Raw genomic sequence first — 17,094 nt, 5'->3', positions numbered from 1 at the left:
AAAAGCACATTAATTTAAAATAAAATTATGTGCCTTCTCTTATATAGTTCTAATACATTACATTTGCTACAAATCCATTAAAATTATATTATTATACCTTTTATACCTTTGTCGAAGTCATCTACTTCTCTTACAACTATAAATTCATCTTCTATTATACCTTCTTCATTAAAACTTATTACTCTCCTTAAATCGGTTAATGTAACTGTTTTTTTTAAGTTGTTTGTATTCTCTCTTAAAATCTCATATTCATCATAATCAGTAACATGTTTTATTCTACCCTTTACTTCTAAAGGCTTCATTTCTTTTATTGTGTATTTTCCAAAATATTTCTTAATTTTTTTGCATTGTTCTTTAACTAACTGAATCTTTTTTAAAATAAGCTTTTTATATTCTATCTCTTCTAGTATAATTTGTTCTTTCTCTTCTAGCAAAAGTTCTAAATTGTTTATACTCTTACTTTTTCTTATTTCTTGAATCTTTTTAATTTCTATATCCATTTCTCTATAAAAATTTATCATTGTGATATCATATATATCAAACTGATTATATTTTCTATATCCATTTTCATCATTTTTCTTAGGATTTACTAATCCTTTGTCCTCATAAAATTTTAGTGTGTCCCTAGACATGCCTAAAAATTTAGATACTTGTCCAATTGTATACATTGTATTCTCCTATTATTATATAATCTATTTATATTAACTAAATTGCTTCCTATTTAACAATCCTAGCATCTTCTAAGTCTAGAAGAGTACAGTTAATATAGTATTTACAATCTTTGCAATTATTATTTTTAGTTCACAACCCAAATGTAAACTTGTTAATATGATATGTTATAAATTTTATATTGTCTATATATCTCTAACAATAATTCTTTATCTTTAAGATATTCTTGCAAATATTTAAATTTTATATCACAAAATTTTTTAGATATAAAAATATTCCCTTTATAATGACAGTTTTATTATTTCAACTCTCTATCATAAAAGGAATATTTTAATCTTTAAATGCACTATTTTTATCTCATTGGAATATATCCACGATACTGTGAATATGCGTCCATAGTAGCTATATCACCTAAAAACACTGATGCGATATTGAATTGTGGCTTTAAATATGGGAACTCCTCTTCTTGCGCCCATTCTGGCTTTTTAATAAATGATTTTGCCTCTTCAACCACAGCTTTATACCATTCTTCTTCTCCTTCAAACCATAATTCTACTACACGGTCAAAAGCAGTTGCCCCATAGTTAATCATAATTTTACTACTTACAAAACGATTAACATAACAACAGTTTGTAAAGTATGGAACTACCTCATCATAGAACCATTTTTCCCCTTCTTCTTTGGAAATGCCTTCTGGATACTTAATCATAAATTGCCAACGATAGTTTGGTCCATCTTGTACAGTACGTCCTTTTCCTCTAAAATCTTCTTCCCAGTTTATTGGAACAAAAGCAAATATAAATGGTGGACATCCGTTGTCCCCACCTACTGCACGTCCTGCATCTCCACTTTCTGCATTCTCATGAATTTTTTTATTCTCCACATCTGGTATACATCCTTGCCAACGAAGAACATCCATAGGCATGTACTCGGTCATAATTCTATTTGCCATTTCAGGCATATGCTCATCTACAAGCCAATAATGCTCTGTTAATTGCATCTTACGGACACCAAAACGTTCTCCTTCATTTGGTGTAGGATATGCTTGATAAAAAGCATATTTAGTACAATATGGTGCAAAATTACTAATACTATCTGGAATATGGTAACGATATAACCAGTCCATTAACTTAGGTCTATACTCTTCCTTAGCAAGCCCTACATATATTAAACTTCTCATTATTTTAAATTCAAATCCCATAAACATTCTCCTATACTGAACCTCCCATGCTCCTATAATCAAATTATATTCACATGCTTCAATTTTCTTCTTTTTTATATTTCTTCAAAATACCTCTAGTAAACAAATCTACACCTGCTCCCACATACCACACTCCTACTGCCATAGCTACAGCAATTTGAATACAAATGCCCTGTAAGTTAATAATATTTTCACCTGTCATAATAGTTAGACCTATAGCCCAACCACAAAGCCATGATGGTAAGAAAATTATTTTTTCAAATAAAGATGCAATTATAACTGCAAAAAAACCTAATATACTGAGTGTTAAAAATAATTCTAAATTTGGGTTGAAATTTATATATTTCATAATTAAAATGGCTAATACTGCCCATAAATCTCCACACCAAAAACCGAGCATTATTTTTAATCCATCTTTTTGTTTATTACCATTAGTTACATATAATCCTGCACAAATTAATGCTACAGCTCCAGTTTTTATTCCTATGTAAGGTGCTAACACTGCCCATAAAGGAGGTAATAAAGCAATTCCTATTGATAGTGTTAATATTTCTTTTTTCTTTCTATCCATTTTCTATACTGTAATTAGTAGTTTCTCTAGCTTGCCTTATCTCTAATAACTTCATTGTTATTGGATTTGCAATCATAGATACTACAAAATAACTTAAGTATAGTGGTATAAATATAGCAATAAATACTGGAACTAATCTAACATTCTGATATGTAAGTACTAAACAAATAATTACTAAAATAATTTCAATATGTTTAAAGCAGGGTTTTTCATTCATATAATAAGCCTCCTATAATACTCCCTAAAAAAGAGTCTTAGTATTTTAATTATTATCCTAATGAAGCTCCAGCTTGCTTTTCTTTAGTTAATGGTTCTATAAAATTATAAGCTGTTTTTCTTTCTTTAAATTCCGGTGTTTTACGAACTTCTGCATAATGACCTTCCATTCTCTTAATATCATCACCATGTATAAACTTGCCTGGTAAAGTATCATGAGCATGACCTAGTTGCTCTTCTGGAAAACTAAATACAGTTTTTCCACTTGTAGTATCTAATTCTCCAACTATACCACATAGAGCACATATTGATTTTTTAGTACCTGGTTCAAGATAGAATAATCTATTGTGACAATGTGGACAGACTCCTTCTTCTCCTTGGTATGAAGCTTTTTCAAAATCTCTTGCTGCTTCAACTATGTTTAAACCTATCTGCTGAACTTGAGCAAGTTTTGCATCATCCATAACTAGTTCCTTTGCCCATGGGAACCAAGAATTATCTATCACTTTCCACATTGGTATTAGAGCCAGCATAGCATGCTCACATTGAACTCTTGTACCCCAATCTGAACCACCTATTCCCATGAATGATATTACTTTATCTTTAAGCATTCTTGGGTCTGGAATTTTTCCTCCTGTAGCTTCTGCAACTTTTGTCCCTATAATATTATTTCCTTTATCTGCTCTTGGTCCAAGACGATCCATTATAGTATGAAATAATCCTGATGCACCTTCTTCGAATATTGGGTCTGAAACTACTATCCCATCTGCGTCTTTCATTTTGTCAAGTAACCATTCAAAGTCATCTTTTAGTACACACATACTGCCTTTTCCAGATAATAAAGTCTTAACGCATGCACAGCACCCAGTACAATGTTTAATATTAAGTGATGACATTTGAATAAATTCTACTTCAGCTCCTGCTTCTTGAGCTCCTTTAAGTGCCACTTTACACATTGTGTCATTATTTCCATTTTTTGTTCCAAAAGAAATACCTAATATTTTCATTTTTTATTCTCCCTCTTTAATGTTTATTAATCTTCTTTCATTTTTAATATATAGAATCCATCATCTAAAGCATCTATAATGATGTAGCCTCTATCATCAACAATAATATCTTCTGTTACTGCCAAACGTGGTCCAGGGAATCCTGGGAAATAAGACTCTTCTGGTATTTTATTTGGATTTGGTGGTATAAAATATGCTAACTCTTTGATGTAATATGGGTCTGATACATCATAAACCCTTAAACCTGCATGGAAATAACAGCAATATACTCTATCTCCTCTTTGTTCTAACCACGGCTTATTATCCATTGGTTCATGAAGGTTATGTGGCCCAAATGGTCCTGGTTTTCCTAGACCTGCAACATTAAAGTTAGGATAAGGAAAATCCTGTGGTACTTCAGGATATGGGAATTGAGCAATTAATGTTGGCTGTGTTGCGTTACTAACATCAACCATATGTATATTATTCATAGCTTGAACATCTGTGATACTATCTGGTTTAAAAAATTGAAATCGTTCTCCTTCATTTTGAACAACAACTAAATCCCTTCCCGGTAATGGTAGTGCTGTATGAGTTCTTGCTCCTGCAAGTCTACTAGAAAATGCAGGCATGAATGGTAATTCACCTAAGCATTTTGGTCTTGTTAAGTCCTCAACATCTAGTACAACTAATCCAGCTCCACCATAACCACAATACGCTTTTCCATCTCTTACAAATGGAGGTCCATGAAGCCATCCTTTATCCATAAATTCTGGGCAATGAGGTGCTCCTGGATCAAAAGTTTTATTTGGGTATCCATCTGCATATTGGTCTGGTCTCCACCATTTACCTATTTCTACTGGATTAGTCGGATCTATTATATCTATGATTCTGTAAATCAGACCTTCAAAGCCAACACAGTCACTTGATAAATGTACATATCTTCCACCATTGTACATAAATCTATGAACACCCATTACATGCTTTAAGCCACAATCCCAATATCCTAAAAACTTAGGATTTAAAGGGTCTTCTTTTAAACTATATATTCTAATTCCTGCTTCACACTTAATACTTGCTAATTTAGCTTGGTCAACAAGTGCTCCTGGTCCACTTCCACAACTCATAGCCACTATCATTAAATCATCTGCTATTTGAATTTTTGGAGTTGTTGTTGTAGGATACTCTTTTGGGTCTAACATTTGAAAATGTTTTATAAATTGTGGATTATAAGGATTCGTAACATCACTAATCATTACTCCATTTTTTTTACTTCCTCCAAAACAACATCCATATAAATAGTATTTTTCACCTCTTTTGTACAGAGCCATTTGAAACATACCACAAGTTCCGTCTAAGTTATTAAAGGAACAAACTTCAAGATTTTTAATATAACCGTTATTTCCTTTACCTTTTGCATAAAATTTATCTTCCATTTTTTCTCCTTTCTTATTTGAAGTATTATCAATTGATATACTTTCATTTTATGAGACAAACTTGCTTAAATCCAATATCGTTTTCATGGGAATATATAAGTTATTCTTATTAATAAATTTATAAAATCTAATACAAAGATATGTTTAAAATATATATTTTTATACAAATATTTTCCAATATCCTTTAAAAGTAAATTTTCTTATAATATAATAAGTTTTAATTATATATAAATAAGGTTTACAAACAATCAAGTTTAAATAGGGGTGATTATTTGAATACTAAACAATTAGAATATTTTATATCTGTAGCAGAAAGTCTAAGTTTTACCAAAACAGCAGAAAAATTTTATATTTCCCAAACTGCTGTTACACAGCAAATAAAAGCTTTAGAAGAACAAATAAATGTAACTCTATTTACAAGAAGTAAACGACATGTTGAATTAACACCTGCTGGAAAAGTTTTTTTATCTGAGGCACGTACTATAATAAAAAATATCAATGATGCTATTGAAAAAGCACAACAATTTGCACATGGCTTTTTTGGAACTTTGAGTATTGGAATCTTAATAGGATATGAAAAAAGTAAATTTCAACAATATTTAAAAGAATTTTCTAATACATACCCTAATATATCTATGGAAATTTGTACCAATGAGATAACCGAACTTTTAAACTTAGTGAAAAATAATTTTATGGATATTGCCTTTGTTATTAATCCAGAAAATCAACCATTAAAAGATTTTGAATATAAAACTGTAGAAAGATATTCTTTGGTAGCCCTTTTACCCCCTGCTCATCCACTTTACAATGAAGATTATATTGATTTAATTGAATTACAACACGAGAAGTTTATTTTTGTAAAGGAAACAGGAGATGAGTATGGGCAAAAATCCATGATACAGAATAGATATCGTGAAGCTGGATTTGTGCCTAATGTGGTGCAACGTTCAAATAATCTTAATACTATTGAATCATTAGTAGCCTCTAACATGGGGATATCCATTTTACCTTCATTTTGTGTTACAGATACAATGATAGAACGTGATATTGCAATAGTACCTATAAATGAAGTAAAAGATAGAATTGAGGTTGTAGTTGTATGGAATAAAAACAATACAAACCCAGCATTAGAAAAGTTTATTTCTATAGTATAAAATTAAGCAAAAAAATAGCATTAGCCATTTTTATATGGTTAATGCTATTTTTTTACTTAATTTTATTAATTAGGTATTCCGAGAACATTCGTAATATATCACTATAAATCTAATCTAAAAATGCTATCTCAATATATCTAATTTCTCATTGTTCATAAGTCTAAATACATGATTTGTGTTTACTAAAGAACTATCACCATAAGTTGTATGGGCTAACACTGAACTAGCAACTCCAAATTCAACTATATCTTCATTACTCATCTTTTCCAAATACGAATACATAATTCCTGCTACATATCCATCTCCGGCACCAACTCTATCATATATTTCTAACTTATATTCCCTACTTTCAAAATAGCCATCATTATTTGATATATATCCCTTTATAAATTTATTGTTCATATCATCAAATCGTCTCATAGTTCCAGCTACAATTTCTATATCATACTCTTTTTTAATCAATTCTGAACTCACTTTTATATCTAGAGTATCTATATTAAGTATTTTATTTATATCTCTATAACTAGCAAATAATCCATGGCAATATGGTAATATTTCTTTATAATCATTTACTAAATCATCATAAGTCTTGTCTGGATTTAGCGATTGCCTAAAATTAAAATCAAAGAATACTTTTATGCCCTTTTCATAAGATTTTTTAGCTAGTTCTAAAGCAACCTCTTTAACTGAATCTGTAAGCTGCATAGTAATACCACAAATATGGACTACATCAATTCCTTCTAGACATTTATCAATATCATAGTCTTGTAATCTGCTCTCACAGAATGAACTATTTAACCTATTTAAATAAGTCACTTCAGAAGGCCTTTCTCCATATCCAGTTTCAAGAAAGTATATTCCAATATGATTTCCTCCATATATAATAAAGTCATCTTTTACTCCAAGCTTTCTTATATTTGCACTTGATGCTTTACCTACATTATTATTAGGCAACTTTGTTAACATGTAGGTATCGTATCCAAAGTTTTTAAGCCCAGATAATATATTTAATCCTGTACCTGTAATTACATAATTTAATTGGCTCGTTTGTGTTAAAAACTTATAATCAGGTACTGAAAGTCTCATCATTATTTCACCAAAAGCTAATATATTCATAAATCTATCCCAATAATTCTTTCATTATTTTGTAAAGTACTTTTATATCTTCTACTTTTGTATCACCTGTTTCTTTATCGATTATTGATGTATAAACATGAGGTATAACTTTTTCTACACCAGCATCAAGTGCAATTTGAACTATCTCTTTGAAGTTATCTAAGTCTATACCTCCTGTTGGCTCTAGATAAAAGTTATGCTTTACACAAGCTTTTACAACTTCTATATATTCATCTTTTGTTTTAAGCCCTCCCATTGGGAAAAACTTAACTGAACTTCCTCCCATATCCTTCATCATAGCTATAGCTGTTTCTATAGGAACTATACCATCTTCCTCCTTTGAACTTAATGGACCTGTAGATATCTTTACAAATCCTGGTTTACCAGTTGGAGAAACTAGTCCATTTATTATGCTATCGTTTTGACCAAGTAAGGCTCTGGATGTAGCTATACCTGTAAATACTTGGTTTATATGTTGTGGTTGAAGTTCTTTAGAAATTTGAGATACCATATTTGACTGATTCGGATCCCCAGCTCCAAGACCTACAGATACTGCATTATCTATTTCCCTTGAGTATTTTTTCATATCTTCAATAGCTGTTTCTACAGTACTATAATTCTTCGATAGTACTCCTACTAATACATGCCCATCACAAGCATCATATATTTCTTTGGCATTTTTTATACTTCCTGCAAGAACATTTAGACAAACTCTATCTTTATAATATTTTGGTGTACAATTCATATCAGTTACCTCCATTAGTAAAATTTAATTTAATAAATCTTTATAATTTTATTTATCTTATTTTCTATTTTTCTATTATCTCTTTTATTCTATTATAAATAATATCTAAATCATCTTCACTCACGCTTCTTATATCGACCTCTATATTACCTTCATTAGACTTATAATCTCTAGTATATATGGCTATCTCTCCACCTCTAAGTTCGTTTATAATTTGTTGTGTTGATTTATTTATCACGTCTTCATTAAAACTAATCTCTCCACGAAGTATTTCTCTACCTGCTGAATCTCTAGTTATGTTAGCACTTGCTCCTTTTAAAGTATTTATCTTATCTATAAATGGATTTAGCTTATCTTCCATTTCTTTTAAAGTTACCTTCTCACTATTCACATATCTCTCAATTGCACATGTTAAACCTACGATATTTTCTTTTCCTATTTTCATAGCTCTTCCAATACCCTTTGATTGAAGCTTTACATTATCTATGTGTTTTTTCCTACCTATTACTAACCCTGAACTAGGACCCTCTATAGCCTTTGCACCACTGTAGATGACTAAGTCTGCTCCTAATTCATAGTATACTTTTAAATCTTCCTCTGCAGCTGCATCTACTATTAAAGGTAAATTATATTCTTTGGCAACTTGCACTGCATCTAATACACTTAGCATACTCTTTTGAACACAATGATGAGATTTAACATACATAATTGCTGCTGTATTGTCATTTATCTCTCTTATTATATGTTCCTTATTGCACATATTGCTATATCCAGCCTCAACAACTTCTCCACCGCCAAGTCTTATCATTGTTTCTACTGGAACTCCATAGTCAACATTGTGCCCTTTTGGAATTATTATTTCTCTTTTAACTTGTTTCTTATGGTTATTTATATTGTAAACTAAATTCATATCATCCTTTGCTATTATTGCACCTACACTCTGTGCAATTCCAGCAGATGCACTAGAAACTATTACTGCACTTTCACACCCTAATAAATTTGATATATATTCACCTGTTTTATTTACAAGTTCTTCTACTATGAAGAAATTTTTACACCCTTGACCTATTGCTTCAATAACTTCCTTATCTAGTGTTGACACCCCTAGTATAGTCATTTTACCTGAAGCATTTATAACACGTCTTACAGAGTACTTTTCAAATATACTACTCATACAATCAGTCTCTCCCATCTATGTATTCTATTTTATGGACTAACATATATTCAAATACTCTCCATTTATTACTACAGCCTTTGGCTTTATGGACGTATTTGTGATTACTAACTTATTCAAAGAATCTTGAAGTTCTTTTTCTTCATTCACCACGTCAAATATGGTTAAATCAGCATCATATCCTTTTTTTATTAAACCTTTATTTTTTAAGTTTATTGCATTTGCTGCATTTTTAGTAACCTTATTTATTATATCTTCAAGTGAGTAACCCATATATATAAACTTTTCCATTGTTGTAGACAAGCTATATACTGGACCATTTATTCTATTTTTAATATATATATCTGTACTTATAGTATCTGGAAAAAGTCCTGCATCCTTAGCTTTCACTGCAACATCCATACTAAAACTTTCTGTTCCATGACCTACATCAAGGATTATACCTCTTTCTTTAGCTTCTATAATTTCAGCTTTAACTTTATTACCTTTTAATATTCCATTTGGTTTTCCATTATATATATGAGTTAATATATCACCTTTTTCCATATAACCTAATATATCCTCTATAGTTGGAGGAGAACTGCCAAAGTGAACCATCATAGGTAGATTAAGTTCTTTTTTAATTCTTTTGGCTAACTTCAAGGGTTCAATACCATTTGAAATTACAACACTTTTACTCATTCTAGCTTTGATTCCAACAATAAAATCTTTGTATCTTTTAACTGCATCTTTAAGCTTATCCTCATCTATGCTCATCATATTTGAAAGTTCATCTTGAGATGTTATTCCCTGCTTAGCAATATTTATTAAAGCATATACGTTTGTTTTGTACTTTTTAGTATCCTTATAAAATTTATCTATATCTAAAGCACCTGTTGTACCTGTATCTACTACAGTAGTAACTCCACTTTTTATTCCAACCTCATCAGGATAATCCTTGTAAATCTCTAACCTTTCATAGCAGTGTGTATGTATATCTATCCACCCTGCACTAATAAATGTCTCTCCATCCAGTTCTATGATTTGGCTTGCCTGATACTTAGAATCATCTATATGATTTGCTACCTCTATTATTTTACCTTCTGATATAGCGATATCAATTATATGTTTATCTACTGTTTTTCCACCTTTGATTAATATGTCTATCTTCACTTTACTCTCCCTCTAAAATAATCTTAAATTTACTCCAAGGTTCAATAAAGTCTAAAAGCATTATTTCATCTTCCTTTATTCTACCAACCTTATTTTTTCTTTCATCTTCACAGTCTTGAAGTATCAACTGTAATTCCCCTTTATACTTTCCAAAGTCATCATTACCAATCACTACATCTCCTCTTTTAAAAACAGTAATGTTATCATGTTTATGGAAATTTTCTTTAGCATATTTTTTTCTTACCTCTGTAGACCTGGCTACCTGACTAGTTATGTCCCCTCTTCTAAAATGTTGCTCGTTTATCATTATTATCTTTTCTACTTCAGAAGTTTTCTCCTCGGCTACTACATTAAATACAACTTGATATTTATTTGCTTCAGCCATTCTTTTTAACTCATCTTCACTTGCATATGCATTTCCTACAATCACATCATCAATCAAACCAGTTGCAAATAAGTGTTTAGTTGCTGTAGCTATATCTAAATTTCTATGCATTTCAAGTGTACACAGTCCATCATTTATATTCCAAGGTCCTATTGTTGCATGTTTTGAATTAACAAAAGCCGCAGTTCTTATTCCATACTTTTTAAATCTATTTGAACATCTTACAAAGAAATCATATGGTAAACCTGTACCCTTTTGAGGATAAAAATTATGACAACCATATATATTATTTATATTTGGCTTGTACGTAATTATATTATCTAAGTATGCTACATCATTACTCATATTTAGCTCTACTTTTAAATCATATGGGTTGAAAGAAATCATTGCTTCTTTACTTCCATCATATCCATAGTCAAGTCTTATTCCACTAGCATTTAACTCATTGAAAAATGTTAAATCATCATAAGATATTTCTAATATATCAAATATATTTGGAGCTATATCAAGGATTACTTCAAATCCTAAGTCTCTTGCGTAAGTTATAATCTCTTTAAAATGTTTTTTAACCTCTTTCTTTGGTCTTGTAATTGAAAGCATACACATAAATATTCTTTTAAATCCATACTTTGAAGCCATTTTTATATATGCTTTATCATCTTCCATATTACTATGCTCTGGATATACTGATATACCTAATCTTCTTTCCATCTTTCTCCTCCTCAAGTTATATTTTTTGAAATATATAAAATAAAAGTGAAGGTAATTCCTCCTACCTTCACCTTTAATAATTTATAAGTTTTTTATATTTACAATACAAAACTTCTATATATATGTATTTTTATAAACTTTCACTTATTTCTTCTTGTTCTCTTTGTAATTGTTGCTTTTCAAAAACCTTAAAAAATGGGTAATAAACAACAAATGATATTATAAAGTTGATTAGTACTAAGATACCTGCCATTATACTCCAGTTAGTACTCATTACTGCTGCTATTGGTGCTGGCATTGCAAATGGTAATCTTGCTACCATCATAGGTATAATCCCTGTAATAGTAAGAACATACGATAGAGCTGTCATTATCATAGGTCCAACTATAAATGGTATACCTAATATCGGATTCATAACTATCGGTGCTCCAAATATTATGGGTTCATTTATGTTAAATAGACCTGGTAAAAATCCTAATCTTCCTAAGCTTTTTAGGTATTTTGACTTAGAAAACATAAACATTATAACTAATGCAAGAGTAGCACCTGCTCCTCCTATCCATACATACCATTGTAAAAATTGTTCTGTAAATATATTTGGCATTGCATGAGCTGATACTCCTTCTGTGAATGCAGTTATATTTTCTGCTATAGACATATCCCATATAGGTCTTATTACTGGACCCATTATAGCTGGACCATGTATTCCAAGTACCCAGAATACTGTTATCAGAAATACTGTCAGCAGTCCACCACCTAAACTGTTTCCTGATAAGAATCCTTTTAAAGGTGATAACATAGAACTCAGCGCTGCACTTATATCAAATCCAAGTATATGTCTTATTACCCAGAATAACATTAACACCACTGCTGTTGGTAATAATGCAGTAAATGAGTTTGAGACCTCTGGTGGAACCCCTGCTGGCATCTTAATTGTAATATTCCTTTCCTTCATAAAACGATATATCTCAACAGTAATTAATGACGTCACTATTGCTCCAAACAATGATGGTGAATTAAGTTTTGCCATGTCCATCCATCTACCAGCTTCTATAACTCCATCTATCGGGTCAATCACTTGAGTTGGAACTATTGTAGAAACCAAAAATGCCATAACTGCAAGCATACCAACACCTGTTGTATCTAGGTTGTAGCTTTTGGCAAGTGATGATGCTATTCCAAAAGTAGCATATAGAGATAAAAATCCTACAGTATATCTAAATGGTATATCTAATGTTGCCTTAAATGGAGCTATAAAATCCATATAAGCATCAATAGGTATGTTTAATAATATTGTAAAAAATGAACCCACTATTGTTAGTGGCAATGTTGCTATTATACCTGCCCTTACAGCTCTCATATGTCTTTGATTACTTATCTTCGCTGCTACAGGCATAACCTTGCGCTCTAAAAAACTTGCGAATTTTTCCATAATTCCCCCCCTGTATTAGTGATATTCTCCTTTATTTATAATGCAATAACGATTTCATAACAAAATTAATTTTTATATAATTGATAATATCACTTATTTGCTTAAAATTATTATAACATTATAATGTTTGCTTGTAAACATTATAATGTTATAATATTATTTTTTTTATAATACAAATAAAAATCCTGAGCATATTATCATTTTAATAAACTCAGGATTTTTATTATATTTCATATTTAATTACGTAATTTTGTACTTCTGTATTATATCTTGCAAATGATAACTCAACTATATTATCGCTATCATCATAGGTCTTTCTTTTTCTTCCTAATAATATATCTTTATCTAGATTTAAAGCCTTTGATACTTCTAGCTCAGATTCTTCTATAAAAAATTCATCTTCAAATCTAGTTATATTTATATTTCTCCTGTATAAATACATATATAAAGAACTTTCATTATTAAAACTTTCAACAGTTAGATTTTCGTCAAAAGGTATATAATGAGTAAAAAATATATATGGCTTACTATCCAAGTAATACATTCTAGTAATCTTGATACATTTTTCTCCAAATATACTAAACACTTGTGAATTTTTATCATTTATTATTTTTTCAATTGAAATAGTCTCTTTAGATAACTTATGACCTTTAGATAAAAGTATACTTGAAAAAGACTCTGCCTTCGATAGCTTATTAAAAAGATTATTACTTATTACTTTTGTCCCTTTTCCACTTTTTTTCTCTACATATCCTTCTGATTCTAATATCTCAATAGCTTTTCTAATAGTAATTTTACTGACCCCAAATTCTTGCTCTAATTCTCTTTCTGTTGGAATATTTTTATCAATTTTATATTCGTTATTTAATATTTTTTGCTTTAATATCTCAACGACTTGTATATATAATGGTTGATTTCTTAACATGATTCACCTCTTAAATTATATGTTATAATATTATAACATATAATCTTATACTATTAATAGTAAATATCCATTAACTTTAAACTCAATACAAAAAAAGTCCTCAAAACAAACTTAATGTACTGCTCACCAAATATTGAACCAACAATCTAGCAATTAGTGTGCAACACATAATGTATATTTTAAGAACTCTCTTAATTTATTCTCTTTAATTTTTACTTATCTTGTAATCTCAAATGTAAATCAACGATTTCCTCAGCCAACTGTTGAAAATTCATACCATTCATTAAGTGGTCCTGTGCATGTACAAGTATGACACTTAGTTCAGTCTTGTTTCCACTAGCTTCATTTTGTATTAATTCTGTTTGATATCTATGTGCCTTATTTATAACTTCCTTAGACTCTTTTAATAATTCTTTTGCTTTTTCTATGTTTCCATTTTTAGCTTCTTTTATTGCCTCAAAAGCTAATCCTTTACCTTCACCTGCATAGCCTATTATACCAAAAGAAATCTCTATAATTTTTTCGTCCATCCTTTGATTCTCCCAATTTATATATTAAACATACATTATATTTTCTATTACTTAGCATTGTTAAGTTCTATAGCTCTATTTAAAACAGCTTTCCCCTGAACCTCCCATGACTAAAGTCACAGGGTTCCTGCTTCATAGAATTTTGCATATAAAATATGTCTTACAAATTCTCCACAAGCTATCCCCGTAGTTCCTACGGTTCTTACATAAGTTATTTATTTTGAATTTTTATTAGTCTTAATCCTTCTTTTAATATATTTATACTTGCATTTATATCTCTATCGTGAGTTTCATTACAACAAGGACAAATCCATTCTCTTATATTTAAGTTCTTCACTTCCTCGTTTTTGTACCCACATTTATTGCATATTTGTGAACTTGCAAAGAACTTACCTACCTTTACAATTTGTCTACCATGCCAATTAGCCTTATATTCTAATTGACGAACAAATTCTGACCACGACACATCAGAAATAGAGAGAGATAGTTTACGATTTTTAATCATGTTCTTTACTTGTAAATCTTCTATGCAAATAATATCATTCTCTTTTATTAATTTAGTAGATAATTTTTGTAGGAAATCCTTCCTTTGATTAGATATATGTTCTTGAAGTCTTGCAACTTTTAATCTTGCTTTATTTCTATTTAAACTACCGATTGTTTTTCTCGATAATTCTCTTTGTAATTTAGAAAGTTTTCTTAATGACTTCTTAAGATACTTAGGATTTTCTATAAAGTCTCCACAACTTGAGATACAAAACTCTTTAATTCCTAAATCTAGACCTATCTGATTATTAGTATTTTCAAATGCTTCAATATCTACATCAGTACAGCATAATGATACATAATATTTACCACTTGGTTCTTTAGATACAGTAGCATTAAGTATTCTCCCTTGAGGGACTTGTTTATCCCTTACTTTAACCATACCAAGTTTAGGTAATTTTATATATTGACTAAAGTACATAATATTTCCATTTGTAAAGTTCGTCTTATATGAAAATCTATTAATTTTCTTTGATTTAAATTTAGGAAATCCTGCCTTTCCTTTAAAGAATTTTTCATATGCGTTTTCTAAATCTTTTAAGGCGTTTTGTAGTGAAAATTTGTCAGGTTCTTTAAGCCACTTTAATTCTTTTTTTAAATTGGTCAAATCAGAACTGCACTGTTTATAAGTAAAAGTTTCTTTATCATTTTTATAAACTTCTATTCTTTTAGCAAGATACTTATTATATACAAATCTACAACATCCAAAAGTTTTGTTAATTAACTCTTGCTGTTTTTTATTTGGATACATTCTAAACTTATAAGCTTTTTCCACTACTATCACCTCACTTTAATTGTTTTTTCTGATTATGTTAATACTGAATGTCTATATTTTACATACCATACTATATAGTATTGTGCCACATATCTGATTCACTTCCATTTTTCATAACCTATTATAATATTAACAAACGTAATTATTTAAAACAATTATTTAGAAGGTTTTTATATTTATTTTTAAATAACATATTTAAGAACCGTAAGTCTTAACTTTTATCATTTTTGAGGTTGTCGTTCACATAAGTTCGCTACTACCTATGCAGTTCTCTTATGAACTTCTTACACTTTCATGCAAGCACAGACTATATCTTATCCTTCGGCATTATCCGTTAAGGTCTACCCACTTCCACTACCGATAGCTTGTAGTGTACTTCCCTCAAGAGGAATAGTCGTTGAAGTTTCTCCTATTCGGAGTTTACCTGCTGATTGCCCATTTTAAAGTACTTAGGATTTAACCTTATACCATCTAACCAATTTTTTCTACTTTCGTAACTTTCACACTTAGGTTTATTTCATCCTTATGTTTTAGTTTGGTTAGCTTTAGGGGTTTTTAGCAATTCAAGTAGTATTGGATAGGTTCTATCCTATCTCTACATATAAGTTTCCCTATATGCTGACTAATTTAGCTACTAACTCATGACTAAAGTCACAAGTGTGTGTAGCTATTTTTTAATCAACTGTCCCATAGTGCATCATATTTATAACTTCTACTGGTACATTATATGGCTTAGCTATTTCCTGAGCCTTAGACAATATGTATCTAACTTGTGGTCCTAATAATAAAACATCACATTTTTCTATTTCATTTTGTATATTTGATTCTGGTATTGCCCAAATTTGTGACTCTATACCGTTTTCTTTAGCTGCACTTTCCATCTTATTAACTAATAAACTTGTAGACATTCCCGCTGAACAAGCCAACATTATTTTTATCATATATTTCCCTCCAAATTTTTATTAACAATTTTATAAACATTATAATGTTATAATATTTTATTTAATTCTACCTTAAATACAATATACTTTCAACACTTTTTTATTATTTTAATATTATTAATTTCTAAGTTGACAAAAAACCGTATCACTTATTTATAATACGGTTTAACAATACAACTACAAAGAATGTAATTTTTTTATATACTATATAAATTTATTAGTATTTACAATAATTTATTGTATACTATTGTTTTATTCCATTATATTACAAATTTTAAAGTAGTACAATTAAGCATAGAAATAGGGGCTGTAAGTAGATTTGTGTAAAAACAAATTTACCTATAGTCTTTTTGGTATACAAAATTGGTAAATTTGGAATAATATTCATATAAAAAATTTTGGAGGTTTTGAAAATGAAAGATATAATTG

The 17,094-nt window shown here is 29.7% G+C and carries 18 protein-coding genes; 2 read left to right on the top strand and 16 right to left on the bottom strand.

The window, feature by feature from the left end:
• Window positions 1-83: 83 nt before the first annotated feature.
• The 6 genes from IR152_RS13220 to IR152_RS13195 all read right to left on the bottom strand — a co-directional run bounded on the left by IR152_RS13220 (window position 84) and on the right by IR152_RS13195 (window position 5,079).
• Window positions 84-668: a MerR family transcriptional regulator gene (locus IR152_RS13220; protein WP_227452418.1), complete on the bottom strand. Its 585-nt coding sequence runs from the start codon at window positions 666-668 to the stop codon at window positions 84-86.
• 353 nt (window positions 669-1,021) lie between these two features.
• Window positions 1,022-1,876, bottom strand: a complete 855-nt coding sequence (locus IR152_RS13215; RefSeq protein WP_227452417.1) for an acetyl-CoA hydrolase — start codon at window positions 1,874-1,876, stop codon at window positions 1,022-1,024.
• Window positions 1,877-1,928: 52 nt separating this feature from the next.
• Complete coding sequence (locus IR152_RS13210) at window positions 1,929-2,441, bottom strand: DUF1097 domain-containing protein (protein ID WP_227452416.1); 513 nt, start codon at window positions 2,439-2,441, stop codon at window positions 1,929-1,931.
• The gene (locus IR152_RS13205; RefSeq protein ID WP_227452415.1) at window positions 2,434-2,658 is read right to left on the bottom strand and encodes a hypothetical protein; all 225 of its coding nucleotides are present in this window, start codon (window positions 2,656-2,658) and stop codon (window positions 2,434-2,436) included. Before IR152_RS13205 ends, IR152_RS13210 begins: the two co-directional genes overlap by 8 nt.
• Window positions 2,659-2,710: 52 nt before the next feature.
• The gene (locus tag IR152_RS13200; RefSeq protein ID WP_227452414.1) at window positions 2,711-3,664 is read right to left on the bottom strand and encodes a flavodoxin family protein; all 954 of its coding nucleotides are present in this window, start codon (window positions 3,662-3,664) and stop codon (window positions 2,711-2,713) included.
• A gap of 26 nt (window positions 3,665-3,690) precedes the next feature.
• Window positions 3,691-5,079, bottom strand: a complete 1,389-nt coding sequence (locus IR152_RS13195) for an LVIVD repeat-containing protein (protein ID WP_227452413.1) — start codon at window positions 5,077-5,079, stop codon at window positions 3,691-3,693.
• Between the two features lie 272 nt (window positions 5,080-5,351).
• Here IR152_RS13195 and IR152_RS13190 point away from each other — a divergent pair, with 272 nt between their 5' ends.
• Complete coding sequence (locus IR152_RS13190) at window positions 5,352-6,233, top strand: LysR family transcriptional regulator (protein ID WP_227452412.1); 882 nt, start codon at window positions 5,352-5,354, stop codon at window positions 6,231-6,233.
• Window positions 6,234-6,356: 123 nt separating this feature from the next.
• Here the strand turns inward: IR152_RS13190 and IR152_RS13185 are convergent, their stop codons facing one another.
• The 9 genes from IR152_RS13185 to tnpB form a co-directional block, all read right to left on the bottom strand.
• Window positions 6,357-7,349: a sugar kinase gene (locus IR152_RS13185; protein ID WP_227452411.1), complete on the bottom strand. Its 993-nt coding sequence runs from the start codon at window positions 7,347-7,349 to the stop codon at window positions 6,357-6,359.
• Window positions 7,350-7,353: 4 nt separating this feature from the next.
• On the bottom strand, window positions 7,354-8,094 hold the full coding sequence (gene dagF / locus IR152_RS13180; RefSeq protein WP_227452410.1) for a 2-dehydro-3-deoxy-phosphogluconate aldolase: 741 nt from the start codon (window positions 8,092-8,094) through the stop codon (window positions 7,354-7,356).
• A 64-nt stretch (window positions 8,095-8,158) separates the two neighbouring features.
• Window positions 8,159-9,268 carry a DgaE family pyridoxal phosphate-dependent ammonia lyase gene (locus IR152_RS13175; RefSeq protein WP_227452409.1) on the bottom strand — a complete coding sequence of 370 codons (1,110 nt, stop codon included), beginning with the start codon at window positions 9,266-9,268 and terminating at the stop codon, window positions 8,159-8,161.
• 39 nt (window positions 9,269-9,307) lie between these two features.
• Entirely contained in the window at window positions 9,308-10,420 is a 1,113-nt protein-coding gene (locus IR152_RS13170; RefSeq protein ID WP_227452408.1) for an amidohydrolase/deacetylase family metallohydrolase, read from the bottom strand.
• Between the two features lies 1 nt (window position 10,421).
• A complete protein-coding gene (locus tag IR152_RS13165) occupies window positions 10,422-11,516 on the bottom strand; it encodes a DUF871 domain-containing protein (protein WP_227452407.1) in 1,095 nt (364 codons plus the stop codon).
• A 130-nt stretch (window positions 11,517-11,646) separates the two neighbouring features.
• The gene (locus IR152_RS13160; RefSeq protein ID WP_227452406.1) at window positions 11,647-12,948 is read right to left on the bottom strand and encodes a PTS sugar transporter subunit IIC; all 1,302 of its coding nucleotides are present in this window, start codon (window positions 12,946-12,948) and stop codon (window positions 11,647-11,649) included.
• A gap of 223 nt (window positions 12,949-13,171) precedes the next feature.
• Window positions 13,172-13,873: a GntR family transcriptional regulator gene (locus IR152_RS20220; protein WP_285894803.1), complete on the bottom strand. Its 702-nt coding sequence runs from the start codon at window positions 13,871-13,873 to the stop codon at window positions 13,172-13,174.
• Window positions 13,874-14,085: 212 nt separating this feature from the next.
• Window positions 14,086-14,403, bottom strand: a complete 318-nt coding sequence (locus IR152_RS13145) for a PTS lactose/cellobiose transporter subunit IIA (RefSeq protein WP_227452405.1) — start codon at window positions 14,401-14,403, stop codon at window positions 14,086-14,088.
• Between the two features lie 211 nt (window positions 14,404-14,614).
• Entirely contained in the window at window positions 14,615-15,733 is a 1,119-nt protein-coding gene (tnpB, locus tag IR152_RS13140; RefSeq protein ID WP_227452404.1) for an IS200/IS605 family element RNA-guided endonuclease TnpB, read from the bottom strand.
• A gap of 285 nt (window positions 15,734-16,018) precedes the next feature.
• On the opposite strand from tnpB, the gene IR152_RS13135 reads away from it, so the two are divergent.
• Window positions 16,019-16,168, top strand: coding sequence for a hypothetical protein (locus IR152_RS13135; protein WP_021358895.1), 150 nt, complete (start codon window positions 16,019-16,021; stop codon window positions 16,166-16,168).
• A 230-nt stretch (window positions 16,169-16,398) separates the two neighbouring features.
• On the opposite strand, the gene IR152_RS13130 is transcribed toward IR152_RS13135, so the two are convergent.
• Window positions 16,399-16,665: a PTS sugar transporter subunit IIB gene (locus IR152_RS13130; protein ID WP_255624791.1), complete on the bottom strand. Its 267-nt coding sequence runs from the start codon at window positions 16,663-16,665 to the stop codon at window positions 16,399-16,401.
• Window positions 16,666-17,094 lie beyond the last annotated feature (429 nt).

This window comes from Clostridioides sp. ES-S-0108-01 (genome assembly GCF_020662285.1).
Lineage (GTDB): Bacteria > Bacillota > Clostridia > Peptostreptococcales > Peptostreptococcaceae > Clostridioides.
This window is presented reverse-complemented; position numbering and strand designations above follow the sequence as displayed.